The following is a 15,593-nucleotide window of genomic DNA, read 5'->3' on the forward strand; positions in this document are numbered from 1 at the left end:
CTGGCGTCGGGGGAGAGGGGGCGAGCAACTGCTTGCCAACAGGGACAGGCAAGCCGCCGCCCGTCGCTCATTTCGGCAGGGCGAGCCGCGCGCCGTCGCGCAGCGGGATGCCGGTGCGCTTCTCCCACAGGGTCATGGCGAAGACGATCATCATCGCCGCCTCCTTCGCCGTCTGCTCGGTCATGCCGCCAAAGCAGGTGCCGTCGCCCTCGGCGTCGAGCTTCACGCAGCAGCGGCCGGAGCGCTGGCAGGCTTTTCGGCGGCAGCGCTGCGGCGCGCCGCTGTTGCTCGCCGAAAGCCGCAGCGCGTCGGCGAACATCTCGCGCATGTCGGGGGTCATGTACTGCCAGCGGCCTTCGCCGCCAAAATCGTCGTCATCCATGCCGATCATGAAAACCTCCTATCGGCGCGCGCGTTTCATCTTCGCCACGCCCTGCGGTTGCAGTCTGGCCATTGAAAGTGGGAAGCGGGGCGCGAGGCCGAGCCTCTTATTTTTTTATCTGGCGCGACGGACGCGCCCCGCCGGCGTTCTTGCCCGTCCGCTAGCGCCGCATTTGCGCGGGTGTCGCGGCTGGGGCCCGGATCTCCAGCTTTCGCCAGCCGCGCACCGTCACGCGGCCGACCCGGCGCCGTCCCCTCCACGATCATCCGGTTCATGACCCGTGTTCCCGCGAGGGCGATGGCGAGCAGTATGGCGGAGTGTTGAGGGGCGGGGATAAAAGGTCGACGATTTTTGGTGGGCGGGATTGAAATTGCTGGGTTTTTGGCGGGAAGGGGTGGTGGGCTATCCCCTTTCTGGAGTGCTCCCCTGGCGATGGAGTGCAAGCCACGCAGTGATTTTACGCCACTGGCGACAGCGAAAAATCAGGCGAGCATTCGCGCCGCCAAGAGGTTGTGGCGCAGTTATGACGGACAATGGTTCAGTCACCGGCAGACCCTTGGCCGCAACACGGCTGAGGCTGATCCGAGGCGCCGCAACATGAACGCCCTTCCGATTCCAGCCACCGGTCGCGTGGTTTGCAACTGGCCGGGCGCGGCGACAGCTCGATGATGATCTCGCCTTCATTCAGTGCAGGGCTTGCCGCACGATGAAGCTGCATAGGCGCGACGCCGTCGCTCACCTCGAAGGTCAGTTTCGCGCCCCTATCGAGGGCCACGCGGTCTGCGACTTTGCCGATGATCGCCGCGAACTTCTTGGCCGTCATCTGCTCGGGCGCGTCGTCAGCGTCCCAAAGTTGCACGAAGATCTCCGTCCAGGCCTCCGGATTGGCGCCGCAATCAAGGGCAGCGAAGCTGCCGGCCTTGACCTCGGTCACATGATAACCCTTCCGGATCGGACGCCCGCCGTAGCGAAAGGTGAGGCGGTCGGCAGGACGGCGGGACAGCGCATCGAGCAGAGTGCCTATGGTCACCTCATCAGAATCTGAAAGGATCAGTGCTTTGTCGTTGCCAAGCGCGTTCATCTCGTTTAATCCTCATTTCAACACTTCAAGGATTATCGAAATATGGATGAGCGTCAAGCCCTAGTTGCCTTCAGTGCCTTGTCCCAGGAAACCAGACTCCGCGTCCTGCGCATGCTGGTTGTCGCCGGCACCGATGGCCTGGCCGCCGGGGTGATCGCGGAGAAGGCGGACGTGTCGGCTTCCAACGTATCCTTCCATCTGAAGGAATTGGAGCGGGCGGGACTTGCCAGCGCCCGCCGCGATGCCCGATCGATTATCTACAGCGCTGAATATGACGCTCTGAGCGGCCTGATCCGCTTTCTGATGGAGGACTGCTGTTCCGGCCGTCCCGAGATCTGTTCTCCCGTCGTCGATGCCGCCTCCTGCTGCGTACCAACCAGGGACATCGTGCAATGACCGACCACGTCTACAACGTCTTGTTTCTCTGCACCGGGAATTCTGCGCGCTCCATCCTGGCGGAGAGCATTCTGAAGAAGGAAGGTGCAGGGCGCTTCAACGCCTATTCCGCCGGAAGCCAGCCGAAAGGTTCAGTGAACCCTTTCGCCCTGAAGGTGCTCGCCGCGCTCGATTATCCTACCGAAGGTTTCCGATCCAAGGCATGGGACGAATTCGCGGTGGCTGGCGCACCCGAAATGGACTTCGTCTTCACCGTCTGCGACGACGCGGCCGGCGAAGCCTGTCCGGTCTGGCCCGGTCAGCCGATGACGGCGCATTGGGGAATCGAGGATCCCTCCAATGTCGAGGGTACCGACATCGAGAAGGAACGCGCCTTCAGCACGGCTGCAAGGTTCATGAAGAACCGGATCATGGCGTTTCTCAACCTGCCGCACGCTTCGATCGATCGCATGGCAATGGAGCACCACCTGAAGGTTATCGGCCGTCAGGACGGGGCGACCGCGAAGCCGACGGACGCAAGCTGAGCCATGTCGACTTTCGAACGATACCTGACCCTTTGGGTCGCGCTTTGCATTGTTGCAGGCGTGACGCTCGGACATCTGTTTCCAGGCTTCTTCCAGTCGATCGGCGCGGCTGAGATTGCCAAGGTCAATATCCCTGTAGCGGCTCTGATCTGGCTGATGGTCATTCCGATGCTGCTCAAGATCGACTTCGCGGCCTTGCGGGACGTCGGCCAGTATTGGCGGGGTATCGGGGTTACGCTCTTTATCAACTGGGCGGTCAAGCCGTTTTCCATGGCTCTGCTCGGCTGGCTTTTCATCGGCTGGCTGTTCCGGCCCTATCTGCCGGCGAACCAGATCGACTCCTATGTTGCGGGATTGATCATCCTGGCCGCCGCCCCTTGCACGGCGATGGTGTTCGTCTGGTCGAATCTGACCAAGGGCGAGCCTCATTTCACCCTGTCTCAGGTGGCCCTCAACGACGCCATCATGGTTGTTGCTTTCGCGCCGATCGTCGGGCTGCTCCTCGGGCTGTCGGCGATCACCGTCCCGTGGGACACTCTCGTCCTCTCGGTCGTCCTCTATATCGCGGTCCCCGTGGCGATCGCCCAATTCCTGCGCCGGCACCTGTTGGCGAAAGGTGGGGAGGCGGCGCTTCAGGCACTTTTGCGGACGCTGCAGCCGATGTCGCTTGCGGCTCTCCTGGCGACGCTCATCCTGCTGTTTGGCTTTCAGGGCGAGCAGATCATCTCTCATCCTACGATCATAGCGCTGCTGGCCGTACCGATCCTGATCCAGGTCTATTTCAACGCGGGCCTCGCATACCTCCTCAATCGCGTTTCCGGCGAGAAGCACTGCGTGGCCGGTCCCTCGGCATTGATAGGAGCGTCGAACTTCTTTGAACTCGCCGTCGCCGCCGCCATCAGCCTCTTCGGCTTCAGTTCTGGTGCAGCACTTGCTACCGTCGTCGGAGTGCTGGTTGAAGTTCCGGTGATGCTGTCGGTGGTTTGGATCGTCAACAGAAGCAAAGGCTGGTACGAGCGCGGGCAAGCGGTCCGCGCCGAGGGCTGGACAGGCGCCTGAGCGTGAATGTCTGATGAGCACAAAGCGGACTCCGGCCGCGGCAATCGTTGCGCTCGGCATCACACAGATCATCGCATACGGCACGCTCTACTATAGCTTCAGCATCCTGGCGCCGGACATGGCCAAGGATCTTGGCTGGTCAAAGGAATGGGTCTTCGCAGCACTTTCCGCCGCCTTGTTGGTCGGCGGCCTGATCGCGCCGTGGTTCGGGCGCATGATCGACAGGCATGGCGCGGGCCGCATGATGACCGCCGGATCGATACTGGCGGCCGCCGCGCTCGTTGCCTGCGCTGCCGCACCCAATGCAGCCTTCTTCGTTGCCGCACTGATCGGCGTCGAGGTAGCATCCAACCTCGTTCAGTACGGCGCCGCCTTTGCGCTCCTGGTGCAACTCGGACCGCAGACGGCGCCTCGTTCCATCACCTATCTCACGCTGATCGGCGGGTTCGCCTCGACCGCGTTCTGGCCGATCACCACGGCGTTGCATCATCACCTTAGCTGGCAGGAGATCTACCTGGTCTTTGCCGGTCTCAATCTGGTCATATGCGTTCCGCTGCATGGCTGGCTGTCACGCGGCCTGACGCTGAGCCGTGCGCGCGCCGACGGAGCGCCGGTAACGGCGGCCGGCAGGCTGCCCCCGGAGCACCGGCGCAGGGGCTTTGTCTTGATGGTTGTCGGCTTCGCGTTGCAGTCGCTGGTCGCCGCCGCCATCCTGGTCCACATGGTACCGCTGCTGGCGGGCCTCGGGCTCGGTGCATCGGCGGCAATCGTCGGATCGCTGTTCGGTCCGTCGCAGGTGGCGAGCCGTGTCATCAACATGGTATTCGGCCGCAACCTCTCGCCGGTCGTTCTGGCGGTGATCGCCGCCATCTTGATGCCGGTGGGGGTCATCGTGCTCGCTCTGACGGCGCCGTCGCTGCTTGGCGCGACAATCTTCGCGATCCTGTTCGGTCTCGGCAACGGCCTGTTCAGCATCGTTGTCGGGACCTTGCCGCTGCACCTGTTCGGAAGTGATGGGTACGGCAGGCTGCAGGGCAAAGTCTCTTCGGCCCGGCTGGTGGTTTCGGCGGTCGCGCCCTTCGCATTGGCCCTTGGAATGGCCGAGGCCGGGGTAACCCCGTCGCTGGCAGCAACGGCCGTACTCGGCCTGCTTGCCGTGGTGGCCTTCGGCGTTGTCGGCAGGCTGAAAGCGGTTCCTTAGCCGACGGGGCCCTCTGTCACGACATGCCGATGCGCAGAGTCGCCCCCCCGCACCAACCTCCTCTGCTCCACCGCAGCCCCGATGAAATCCGCCAACTGCGCGTGCGGGTCGAGCGGCTTTTCGGCTCCGGGTGATCCTGCACGCGGATGAACCAGGGTGGTCGGGGTATTCGACCGTCTCGGGCAACCCGCCGTCGGGCAAAGCGCCGGCAAACACCAGGCCGCGGCCCTCCAGCCGCTTCCTGGCCACGGCGATTTCAACCGCTCCGCATCGGCGGCGTTCGCGCGGCCGCGCGAAACGCGCCGGGGTTCGATCCGGTGGCGCCGCGGAAGGCGCGGCTGAAATTGGCGGGTGTGGAGTAGCCGAGCTCGGCGGCGATGCGGGTGATCGAGACGTCGGTGTGCCGCAGCAGCTCGTCGGCGCGTCCGGCCCGGGCGGCATTCGCCAGGGAGCGGAAATCGGTTCCCTCGCGATTCAGCTCGCGCTGCAGGGTGCGGATGCTGATCTCCATCGCGCGGGCCGTGCTGTCGATCGAGATCGAGCCGCCGCGGACCTGGAGGCGGATATGTTCCGAGATGACGCCGAGCGTATCGCGCGGGGCGGCGCCGCGCCGGTCGCGCGCCACGTCGGCGATCGTGAGGATAGGTCCGGCGGCGGGCGCCGGACCGCACGCGTCGAGATGACCCCGGTCGAACACGACGGTCATCGCCGGTGCGTTGAAGACCACGGGACAGTGAAACATGTCCTCGAAGGGGGTGGCGTGGCGCGGCCGGGGGATGTCGAGCTCGATCCTGAGCGGCCGCCATTTGTCCGACAGGAAGTGCCGGCAAACGCTTGCAAGCGCGCCGGCCGCGACATTCGCGACATGGCCGTAGCCGGGGCGGCCGGCAAGGGCGAAGCCATAGCTGAACCGGGCCTCGCCACCGCGGGTGACGAGGGCCATCGTATCGCCGTGGGAGTGGTAGGCTAGGGCTTCGATCGCCCCGCCGATCGCCGCGCCGAGCGTATCGGCGGCGTAGATGTATTGCCCATAGGTTCCGTAGTTGGCGACGTCCATCTGCGGAGCCATCAGCAGGCCGAGATTGGCCTCGCCGGCAATCCGCGCCGCCGTGTCGATCAGCCTCAGGGCCGCCGCGTGCGGGATGAAGCAGCTTTCGCCTTCGATCGCCTCGAGGTCGACGCCGGCGGCGCGGACCGCCCGCGCCAGGGCCCGCTCGCCGAGTTCGCGGCGGATCAGCTGCGGCAGGCCGTGCAGCGTCAGGTTGGAAATGACCGGGATCGTGGGAATTCTTATGACCCTCGAAGCATTTCTTCAGACTTGGCGTAAAATGAGTGGTGGCGCAACGCCGTTGCGGCTCAATAGTGCAGTCGCCATTGACGGCCGCAAGGAAACGGCCGACGGTTGCAGTGGCTGTTGGCGGGGAAAAGCAATGATACGCATGACGAGACTGCTTTGCAGCACCACCGCGGTGGTGCTGATGGGCTTGAGCGCCGCTGCCGCCGATACGGCGCCCAAGATGAAGATGACGACGCCGATACCGGATTCGATCGTCACGCCGGAGAGCGTCGACACCAGGCTTGGCACGCTGAAGTTTTTCGACGGCTTCCCGGATGACGCCACTTCGGAGAAGATCTACGACAATCTCGCCTTCATGCGTGGCGTCGATGCATTTCTCAATGCCATGCCCGGCGCATCGGTTGAAGCCATGCGGGTCGGATTGGCCAGTCAGGGCGCCGACAACAACCAGACCATTCTGATCTTCGAAAACCTGGCGGACTCGCGTTCGTTGTTCCTGACAGGCAACACCGAAAGCATCTACAACCTCATGTGGCTGGACACCAAGGCCGGCCCGCTGGTCATCGAGACGCCGCCCAACATCCTGGGCATGATCGACAATCACTGGTTCGAATATGTCGGCGATGTCGGCAATGCCGGTCCGGACAAGGGCAAGGGCGGAAAATACCTGCTTTTGCCGCCGGGCTATGAAGGCGAGATACCCGAGGGCTATTTCGTACTGCGGACGTCGACCTACGGAAACCTGTTCTTCTGGCGCGGCTTCCTCGACAACGGCAGCACCGCGACCGCGGTCGAAAACACCAGGAAGTTCGCCAGGGTCTATCCTCTTGCGGAAGCCGGCAACCCGCCGCCGATGAAGATCGTCAACGTCTCGGGCAAGGAGTTCAACACAATCCATGCCAATGATTTTCATTTCTACGAGGAAGTGAACGACATCGTCCAATACGAGCCGAGCGATTCGTATCACCCGGAGGTGCTGGGCCAGCTCGCCGCCATCGGCATCGTGAAGGGGCAACCCTTCGCACCCGACGAGCGGATGAAGAAGATCCTCACGGAAGCGGTGGCCGTCGGCAACGCGACGGCGCGCACCATCACCTTCAAGACCCGCATGAAGGACGCCTATTATTATCCGGACAGCGCCTGGTTCACCGGCTTCGTCGGAGGCAGTTACGAGTTTCTTCTGCAGCCCGGCGTCCGCTATCTGGATGCCCGTGTCCTGTTCCACTACTACGCGACGGGCATCTCGCCGGCCATGGCGATCAAGCGCGTCGGCGTCGGCTCGCAATACGCCGGTGCCACGACCGACAAGGACGGCAAGCCGTTCGATGGCGGCAAGACCTACAAGGTGCACCTGCCGCCGAACATTCCGGCAAAGGAATTCTGGTCGTTCGTCGTCTACGACAACCAGACGCGCTCGATGCTGCAGACGGACCAGCAATTCCCCAGCATCGGCAGCGACAAGAAGGACATCGTGATCAACCCGGACTCCTCGGTCGATGTCTGGTTCGGCCCGACGGCGCCGGAAGGCCATGAGACCAACTGGGTCCAGACGGTTCCCGGCAAGGGCTGGAACGTTCTTCTTCGCCTCTACGGCCCGCTGGAGCCATGGTTCGACAAGACCTGGAAGCCGGGCGAGATAGAGCTGGTCAGGTAGCGAGCGTCATCGACAACCCGTTGTCGGGCATGTCCGGGGCATAAAGCATGCCTCCGGAAGCGTGCGGCGGTTTCGGGGTAAAGACATGCGCCAACCAGAACCTGCAGCGCGTCGCGGGAATCCTTTTTTCACGCGACGCGCGTACGCATCGGATTTTGCGGGACCGTTGGCGGGACAGCACCCCCCTCTGCCCTGCCGGGCATCTCCCCCACAAGGGGGGAGATCGGCCTGCATCAACCCCTCACACCAACCTTGACTGCTCCACCGCCGCCCCGATGAAGCTCGCGAACAGCGGGTGCGGGTCGAGCGGGCGGCTCTTCAACTCCGGGTGGTACTGCACGCCGATGAACCAGGGGTGGTCGGCATATTCGACCGTCTCCGGCAAAACGCCGTCGGGCGACATGCCGGCGAACACCAGGCCGCAGCCCTCCAGCCGCTCCTTGTAGTCGATGTTGACCTCGTAACGGTGGCGGTGGCGCTCGGAGATGCGGGTGTCGCCATAGATCGAGGCGATGCGCGATTCCGGGGCCAGGGAGGCTTCATAGGCGCCGAGCCGCATGGTGCCGCCGAGGTCGCCGGCTGCCTGGCGCTTCTCCAGCATGTTGCCGCGCAGCCATTCGGTCATCAGGCCGACGACGGGTTCTTTTGCGGGGCCGAACTCGGTGGAGGAGGCGGCCTCGATGCCGGCGAGCGAGCGTGCCGCCTCGATGCAGGCCATCTGCATGCCGAAGCAGATGCCGAAATACGGCACCTTTCTCTCTCTTGCGAATTTCGCGGCCAGAATCTTGCCTTCCGAACCGCGCTCGCCGAATCCGCCGGGGACCAGGATGCCGTGCACCTTCTCCAGGAAGGGCGCGGGGTCCTCCTTCTCGAAAATCTCGCTCTCGATCCAGTCGAGCTTTACCCGCACGCCGTTGGCGATGCCGCCATGCGACAGCGCCTCGATCAGCGATTTGTAGGCGTCCTTCAGCCCTGTATATTTGCCGACGATGGCGATGGTGACCTCGCCCTCCGGATTGTGGATTTTCCGCGAGACCTCCTGCCAGGCCTCCATGCGCGGCTTCGGCGCCGGGTCGATGCCGAAGGCGGCGAGCACTTCGGAATCCAGCCCTTCCTTGTGGTAGGCCATCGGCACGTCGTAGATGTGGCCGACGTCGAGCGCCTGGATGACGGCGCTTTCGCGCACGTTGCAGAACAGCGACAGCTTTCGCCGCTCCTCCTTGGGGATGGCGCGGTCGGCGCGCACGAGCAGAATGTCGGGGGCGATGCCGATGCCGCGCAATTCCTTCACCGAATGCTGCGTCGGCTTGGTCTTCAGTTCGCCGGCGCTGGGGATATAGGGCATCAAGGTGAGGTGCACGTAGACGGCGTTGTTGCGCGGCAGGTCGTTGCCGAGCTGGCGGATCGCTTCGAGGAAGGGCATGGCCTCGATGTCGCCGACCGTGCCGCCGATCTCGCACAGCACGAAATCATAGTCCTCGTTGCCTGACAGCACGAAATTCTTGATCTCGTCGGTGACGTGCGGGATGACCTGCACGGTGGCGCCGAGATAGTCGCCGCGGCGCTCGCGCTCGATGATGTTGCGGTAGATGCGGCCGGTGGTGATGTTGTCGCTCTGGTTGGCCGAGCGGCCGGTGAAACGCTCGTAATGGCCGAGGTCGAGGTCGGTCTCGGCGCCGTCGTCGGTGACGAACACCTCGCCATGCTGGTAGGGCGACATGGTGCCGGGATCGACGTTGAGATAGGGGTCGAGCTTTTTTATGCGGGCGCGGTAGCCGCGCGCCTGCAGCAGCGCCCCGAGGGCTGCCGCCGCTATGCCTTTTCCAAGGGAGGAGACCACGCCGCCGGTGATGAAAACATATCGCGCCATGGGAATTATCGCTTAGCTGGGGCGGTCCGATTCCGCCAGAAAAAAATCAGGCCCTGGCCGAATAATCCCCGGCGGGCCCCGCTCGATATAGGATTTTGCGCCCAAAACAAAAAGGGCCGGCGCGGGCCGGCCCTTCCGGGATGCGGTTGGCGCGATCAGAGCACGACGACGGGCGTGCCCGGGCGGACGCGGTTGTAGAGGTCGATGACGTGCTCGTTGGTCATGCGAAAGCAGCCATTGGAGGCGTTGGTGCCGATCGACTGCGGCGCGATGGTGCCGTGGATGCGCAGATAGGTGTCCTGCTTGCCGCTGTAGAGATAGATGGCGCGGGCGCCGAGCGGGTTCTGGCCGCCGCCGGGCATGCCGTCCTTGTACTGGCCGTATTTCCTCGGCTCGCGCTGCTGCATCTCCTTGGTCGGGATCCAGCGCGGCCATTCCTGCTTGTCGCCGACCGTCACCCGGCCCTTGTATTGCAGGCCCTCGCGGCCGACCGCGATGCCGTAGCGCCGCGCGGTGCCGGCCGATTCGACGAGGTAGAGGAAGTGGTTGGCGGTATCGACGACGATGGTGCCGCGGGGATAGCCGGAGAAGGCGACGGTCTGCGCCTCGTATTCGGGGCGCAGCTTGAAGCGGCCCTTGGTCTGCTGCTTCTGCTCCAGCACCGAATCGAGGGCGCGGGTCTCGGGCAAAAGGTTGGTGCCGGCCGGCTCGTCGCCGAACAGGACCTGGAAGAAGCCGGACTGCGGGTTGCCGACCTCGCCGCTGCGCAACTCGCCATTGTTGCCGCTGCGCACCACGGTCTCGGCGCCGACGGCCGCCGCCTTCTGCGCGGCGATGCGCTCGGCGGTCAGCCCGGTGACCGGCTTGGCGCTGCGCAGGGCGACCGGCTGGGACTGCTCGGGCTCGGGCTTGCGCTCGTCGCCGAACAGGATGCGGAAGGTGCTCCTCTTCGGCTGCTCGGCCACCGCCACCTCGGCGGCCTTGCCCTTCTTGCCGGGCTTCTCCTTGGCCGCTGCCTCCCTGGCCGTCTCCTTCGAGCCCAGGAAGGCGGTGCGGCGGGCGTCCGCGTCGGCCTTGGCCTTGGCGCGCATGGCGGCGAGTTTTGCCTGGCGCTGCTTCTCGAGTGCTTCCTGCCGCGCCTTGGCCTTCTCCTGGGCGGCGAGTGCCTTCTCCTCCTCGGTCTGGCCTGCCTTCTTCCTGGCGACGACCTTCTTCTTGGCCGAAGTCCTGGCTTCGGCGGTTTTCTTCTTGGCCTGGACGACCGTGGATTTCTGCGGCTTGGCCGGTTCGGCAAGGGCCGGCGTGGCCATGCCCAACGCGGCACAGAGGCCCAACAGCAGGAGACTGCGAGGTAGCATGCTAAATATCCCGAAACGTAATGCGCCCGGCGCTCAGACGAGCGGCATTTCCGCTTCGCCCCCCATCATGGCGGCCGTGGACGCGTTATAAGCGCAAATTCCGGGCCTGCTCAAGGCGCCGCGCGGTGCCGGCGAGATCGATTCCGCGTGATCACGGCGGCATTTAGCCGGGGTGTGATCAAAGAAGCACAGCTTATGGTTACTGATTCGGAACCTGCGGCTGCGCCGGCTGGGCGGGCGCCGGCTCGGCGGCCGGCGGGGTCGCGGTGGTGCCGTCGGCGGCGGGCGGGGTCACCGGCGTGACGACGGGCGGCGTGGCCTGCTCGCCGGCGGGTGGCGTGGCGGAGCCTTCGCTCGGGGCCGCCTCGGGAGCCGTCGGGATTGCCGGAGCGGGCGCATCGGCGCCGGGAGCCGGGGCAGGGGTGTCGCCGGCAGGCGCGGCCGGGGCCGGAACGTCGGAGGATCCGCCGAGCTGGTCGAGCACGCCGGCGCCGCCCTGTCCCTGGGTGGTCGGCACGCGGTCGAGGATGTCGATCGGCCGCTCGCCGTAGCGGGCGATCAGCGACAGGCCGAGCGAGGTGACGAAGAAGGCCGCCGCCAGGATCGCCGTGGTGCGCGTCAGCGCATTGGCCGCGCCGCGCGCCGTCATGAAGCCCGAGCCGCCGCCGATGCCGAGACCGCCGCCTTCCGAGCGCTGCAGAAGCACGACGCCGACAAGAGCCAGAACGATCATCAGGTGGACGACGATAACGACGGTTTGCATGACTTCTCCGGCGGATTCCAGGACGCGGACAGGCGCGCCCTGCCGAACGTGGCGGCTCAATACATGGCTTTCGCCGCATTTCCAAGCCCGAGGCCTATATGGGGCAGTGCCGGCGGGGGTGAAAGGGTTTTTTGACAGAAATGCCGCTTCGCGACCGCTCCATTCGCTTCAGGCGATAGTGGTGAGGGCTGATCATCGCCGGATGCCGGAACCACCGATCCCGGTTGTCCGCAAAGCCAAGGTTCGGCTATGTTCGCGAAAGCCGAGGGGAGCCAGCGAGGTCCGGTATCGATGCCGCCCGTGGATGCAGACACTACAGCATGGATTATCTGGATAATACTGATCCTGTTCGTGGTGTATTTTGCATACCGTGAGGCATACATAAAGCCCAGACTACTAAAGGAGGTGGAGGGCTGGGATTTGGTTGAGGCTGTGGTGGTTGATTGCATTCAGCTTTCTGAAGATCCTCCTTCATCTTCCTATAGAGTTGCATATAGATATCTTGGCAAAGATTGTTATGCAGATGTTCGCAATGATCTTGATATAAATACCGTTGGCGTCGTTATCGGGCATAGGTTTTCCGTGAAAATTGATCCGAAAGATCACGGCAAGGTTGTGATTTTCGAGCGAAATTACCGGGAAAGGTGACGACATGCCGTCCGATCTGTCGGAAAATCCGGCCCCCGCCCGCAACTTCCCTATCTTCGATCTCTCCCGCTTCGAGCAGGCCGATGCCGCCGGCCGCCGGGCCCTGGGCGCGGAGGTCGACGCCATCTGCCGCAGCACCGGCTTCCTGGCGATCTCCGGCCATTCGGTGCCGCGGCCGGTGATCGATGCCGTCTGGCGGAAGGCGCATGCCTTCTTCGACCTGCCTGCCGAGGTCAAGGAGAAGGCGAGGGCGCCTTATCCCGGCTATCCCTATGGCTATCTCGGCCCTGGCGTGGAGGCGCTGGCGAAGTCGAAGGGGCAGGACACGCCGCCCGACCTCAAGGAAAGTTTTAACGGCGGCCCGCTTTCCGTGCCGGAAGGGCTGGACGATGCCCAGGCGCTCGCCTTCTGCTATGCCGCGACGATCTGGCCGGAGGAGCCGGCGGGTTTCCGCTCGGCCTGGGAAGCCTATTACCGCGCCATGGAGGACCTTGCCGGCCGCATCATGCGCGTCTTCGCGGCGGCGCTCGACCTGCCCGAAACCTTTTTCGACAAGACCATCGACCGTCCGGTCAGCGCCCTGCGCGCGCTCAACTATCCGCAGACGCATGTGGCGCCGCAGCCGGGGCAGTTGCGCGCCGGCGCCCATACCGACTACGGCAGCCTCACGATCCTGTTGCCGCAGCCTGGCTCGTCCGGCCTGCAGATATTCACGCCGGAAGGGGATTGGCGCGAGGTGCCGCCGGTCGACGGCGCCTTCGTCATCAACATCGGCGACCTGATGGCGCGCTGGACCAACGACCGCTGGGTGTCGACGCTGCACCGCGTCGTCAATTCCGACGGCAGCGCGGCCCGCCGCCAGTCGCTCGCCTTCTTCCACCAGCCCAACTGGCACCAGGAGATCGCCTGCATCCCGTCATGCCTGGCGCCGGGCGAGAGCCCGCGCTACGCGCCGGTGTTTTCCGGGCCGTATCTGATGTCGAAGTTCCAGGCGACGGTGAAGCCGGCGGCGTGAGAGGCGGGCGGCCCTCAGCCCTCGGCCTTGCGCTGCGCCGCCTCCACCACCGCAAGCGCCGTCATGTTGACGATGCCGCGCGAGGTCACCGAGGGGGTCAGGATGTGTGCCGGCCGGTCGGTGCCGAGCAGGATCGGGCCGACATGCAGCGCGTCCATCATCTGCTTGACCGTGGTCAGCGCGATGTTGGCGGCATCCAGATTGGGGAAGACCAGCAGGTTCGCCTCGCCCTTCAGCCGAGAATGCGGGTTGATGCGCTGGCGCAGCGCCTCCGACAGCGCCGAATCGGCGTGCATCTCGCCGTCGCATTCGAGGTCGGGCGCGCGGTCGCGCAGAATCTCGGCGGCCTGCCGCATCTTCAGCGCGCTGGGCGATTCGCGCGAGCCGAAGTTGGAGAAGGACAGCAGCGCCGCCTTCGGCTCGATGCCGAAGCGCCGTATCTCCTCGGCCGCGAGCATCGTCATCTCGGCGATCTCCTCGGCGGTCGGATCGACGGTGACGTAGGTGTCGGTGAAGAACACCACGCCGCGGCTGGAGATCAGCATCGACAGCGCCGAGAGGTCGCGGTCGGTGACGTCCGGGCGCGCGCCGATGAGCAGCGAGACATGCCGAAGGTGCCGCGCGAACCGCCCCTCCAGGCCGCAGATCATGGCATCGGCCTCGTTGCGGCGCACCGCGAGCGCGGCGATCACCGTCGCTTCCGTGCGCACCATGGTGCGCGCCGCCTCGGGCGTGATGCCGCGCCGGCCGCCCAGCTCGGTCAACAGGTCGACATAGTCGCGGTAGCGCGGATCGTCCTCGGGATTGATCAGTTCGAAATCGGTGCCGGGGCGGATGCGCAGGCCGTAACGCTTGAGGCGCACTTCCACGACGTTGGGACGGCCGATGAGGATCGGCGTGGCGATCTCCTCGTCGATCACCACCTGGGCCGCGCGCAGCACGCGCTCGTCCTCGCCGTCGGCATAGATGACGCGCTTGGCGGGTGAGGTCTTGGCGGCGGAGAACACCGGCTTCATGACCAGGCCGGAGCGGAAGACGAAGCGGTTCAGCCGGTCGATATAGGCCGGGAAGTCGGCGATCGGGCGTGTCGCCACGCCGGTCTCGCAGGCCGCCCTGGCCACCGCCGGCGCGATGCGCAGGATGAGGCGCGGGTCGAAGGGCGAGGGGATGAGGAAGTCGGGGCCGAAGATCGGCGTCTCGCCCGAATAGGCGCGCGCCGCCACGTCCGACGGCTCCTCGCGGGCGAGTGCCGCGATGGCGCGCACCGCCGCCATCTTCATCTCCTCGTTGATGGCGCTGGCGCCGCAGTCCAGCGCCCCGCGGAAGATGTAGGGGAAGCACAGGACGTTGTTGACCTGGTTGGGGAAGTCCGAGCGGCCGGTGCAGATCATGGCGTCGGGCCGCGCGGCCCGCGCCACCTCCGGCATGATCTCAGGCGTCGGGTTGGCGAGCGCCAGCACGAGCGGCTTCGGCGCCATGTGCTGGAGCAGCTCCGGCTTGAGCACGCCGGCCGCCGACAGGCCGAGGAAGACGTCGGCGCCGGCGATCACGTCGGCAAGCGTGCGCGCCTCGGTGTCCTTGACGTAGGGGTCCTTCCAGCGGTCCATCTCGTCGACGCGGCCCTTGTAGGCGACGCCGAAGCGGTCGGTGACCCAGATGTTCTCGACCTTGGCGCCGAGCGACACCAGCAGGTTGAGGCAGGCGAGCGCCGCGGCACCCGCGCCGGAGGTGACGATCTTGACGTCGGCGACGTTCTTGCCGGCGAACTCCAGCCCGTTGAGGATGGCCGCGGCGACGATGATGGCGGTGCCGTGCTGGTCGTCATGGAAGACCGGGATGCCCATGCGCGCCTTCAGCCGCTCCTCGACCTCGAAGCATTCGGGCGCCTTGATGTCCTCGAGGTTGATGCCGCCGAAGGTCGGCTCGAGCGCGGCGACCGTCTCGACCATGCGGTCGATCTGCGGCGCGTCGATCTCGATGTCGAAGACGTCGATGCCGGCGAACTTCTTGAACAGCACCGCCTTGCCTTCCATGACCGGCTTGGAGGCGAGCGGCCCGATATTGCCGAGGCCGAGCACGGCGCTGCCGTTGGAGATGACGGCGACCAGATTGGCGCGGCCGGTGTAGTCGGCGGCGGTCGCCGGGTCGTCACGGATAGCGAGGCAGGGCGCGGCGACGCCCGGCGAATAAGCCAGCGCCAGATCGCGCTGGTTGCCGAGCGGTTTGGTCGCCTGGATCTCCAATTTGCCGGGGGTCGGATATTTGTGGAAGAAAAGTGCCGCTTCTTCGAGGTCCAAACGGGCCGACTTGCTGTTTTCGCTGCTCATTCACGCGACCTTCGTTCT

At 65.1% G+C, this 15,593-nt stretch carries 14 protein-coding genes and 1 pseudogene; 7 read left to right on the forward strand and 8 right to left on the reverse strand.

Features of this window, described 5'->3' with window-relative positions; genetic code table 11:
- Positions 1 to 67: 67 nt before the first annotated feature.
- A complete protein-coding gene (locus AC5JDC_RS04015) occupies positions 68 to 391 on the reverse strand; it encodes a hypothetical protein (protein ID WP_495839315.1) in 324 nt (107 codons plus the stop codon).
- Positions 392 to 920: 529 nt separating this feature from the next.
- Positions 921 to 1,463, reverse strand: a complete 543-nt coding sequence (locus tag AC5JDC_RS04020) for a DUF6428 family protein (protein ID WP_495839317.1) — start codon at positions 1,461 to 1,463, stop codon at positions 921 to 923.
- A 42-nt stretch (positions 1,464 to 1,505) separates the two neighbouring features.
- Between AC5JDC_RS04020 and AC5JDC_RS04025 the strand changes: the two genes are divergently transcribed.
- Genes AC5JDC_RS04025 through arsK form a run of 4 tightly spaced genes read left to right on the forward strand, consistent with a single transcriptional unit; the run spans position 1,506 to position 4,643 of the window.
- The gene (locus AC5JDC_RS04025) at positions 1,506 to 1,859 is read left to right on the forward strand and encodes an ArsR/SmtB family transcription factor (RefSeq protein ID WP_495839319.1); all 354 of its coding nucleotides are present in this window, start codon (positions 1,506 to 1,508) and stop codon (positions 1,857 to 1,859) included.
- A complete protein-coding gene (locus AC5JDC_RS04030; protein ID WP_495839321.1) occupies positions 1,856 to 2,383 on the forward strand; it encodes an arsenate reductase ArsC in 528 nt (175 codons plus the stop codon). The genes AC5JDC_RS04025 and AC5JDC_RS04030 overlap by 4 nt, the downstream gene beginning before the upstream one ends.
- A gap of 3 nt (positions 2,384 to 2,386) precedes the next feature.
- Positions 2,387 to 3,442, forward strand: a complete 1,056-nt coding sequence (gene arsB / locus AC5JDC_RS04035) for an ACR3 family arsenite efflux transporter (RefSeq protein ID WP_495839323.1) — start codon at positions 2,387 to 2,389, stop codon at positions 3,440 to 3,442.
- A gap of 13 nt (positions 3,443 to 3,455) precedes the next feature.
- The gene (arsK, locus tag AC5JDC_RS04040) at positions 3,456 to 4,643 is read left to right on the forward strand and encodes an arsenite efflux MFS transporter ArsK (protein ID WP_495839325.1); all 1,188 of its coding nucleotides are present in this window, start codon (positions 3,456 to 3,458) and stop codon (positions 4,641 to 4,643) included.
- On the opposite strand, the pseudogene AC5JDC_RS04045 reads toward arsK, so the two are convergent.
- Positions 4,640 to 4,886 (reverse strand): annotated as a pseudogene (locus AC5JDC_RS04045) (hypothetical protein); the annotation flags it as partial. The gene arsK and the pseudogene AC5JDC_RS04045 sit on opposite strands and share 4 nt — an antisense overlap.
- Before the next feature lie 13 nt (positions 4,887 to 4,899).
- Positions 4,900 to 5,937 (reverse strand): AraC family transcriptional regulator, encoded by a 1,038-nt coding sequence (locus AC5JDC_RS04050; RefSeq protein ID WP_495839399.1) that lies wholly within the window; start codon positions 5,935 to 5,937, stop codon positions 4,900 to 4,902.
- Positions 5,938 to 6,073: 136 nt separating this feature from the next.
- Here AC5JDC_RS04050 and AC5JDC_RS04055 point away from each other — a divergent pair, with 136 nt between their 5' ends.
- Complete coding sequence (locus tag AC5JDC_RS04055; RefSeq protein ID WP_495839327.1) at positions 6,074 to 7,594, forward strand: DUF1254 domain-containing protein; 1,521 nt, start codon at positions 6,074 to 6,076, stop codon at positions 7,592 to 7,594.
- 241 nt (positions 7,595 to 7,835) lie between these two features.
- Here AC5JDC_RS04055 and pyrG read toward each other — a convergent pair whose 3' ends face one another.
- The 3 genes from pyrG to secG form a co-directional block, all read right to left on the reverse strand.
- A complete protein-coding gene (gene pyrG / locus AC5JDC_RS04060; RefSeq protein ID WP_495839329.1) occupies positions 7,836 to 9,464 on the reverse strand; it encodes a CTP synthase in 1,629 nt (542 codons plus the stop codon).
- A 155-nt stretch (positions 9,465 to 9,619) separates the two neighbouring features.
- Positions 9,620 to 10,774, reverse strand: a complete 1,155-nt coding sequence (locus tag AC5JDC_RS04065) for a L,D-transpeptidase (RefSeq protein WP_495839331.1) — start codon at positions 10,772 to 10,774, stop codon at positions 9,620 to 9,622.
- 247 nt (positions 10,775 to 11,021) lie between these two features.
- A complete protein-coding gene (secG, locus tag AC5JDC_RS04070; protein ID WP_495839333.1) occupies positions 11,022 to 11,585 on the reverse strand; it encodes a preprotein translocase subunit SecG in 564 nt (187 codons plus the stop codon).
- Between the two features lie 249 nt (positions 11,586 to 11,834).
- Here secG and AC5JDC_RS04075 point away from each other — a divergent pair, with 249 nt between their 5' ends.
- Positions 11,835 to 12,233, forward strand: coding sequence for a hypothetical protein (locus tag AC5JDC_RS04075; RefSeq protein WP_495839335.1), 399 nt, complete (start codon positions 11,835 to 11,837; stop codon positions 12,231 to 12,233).
- Between the two features lie 4 nt (positions 12,234 to 12,237).
- Complete coding sequence (locus AC5JDC_RS04080) at positions 12,238 to 13,248, forward strand: isopenicillin N synthase family dioxygenase (protein WP_495839337.1); 1,011 nt, start codon at positions 12,238 to 12,240, stop codon at positions 13,246 to 13,248.
- 14 nt (positions 13,249 to 13,262) lie between these two features.
- On the opposite strand, the gene AC5JDC_RS04085 is transcribed toward AC5JDC_RS04080, so the two are convergent.
- Positions 13,263 to 15,575 (reverse strand): NADP-dependent malic enzyme, encoded by a 2,313-nt coding sequence (locus tag AC5JDC_RS04085; protein ID WP_106774643.1) that lies wholly within the window; start codon positions 15,573 to 15,575, stop codon positions 13,263 to 13,265.
- Positions 15,576 to 15,593: the final 18 nt, after the last annotated feature.

Source organism: Kumtagia sp. (assembly GCF_059502445.1).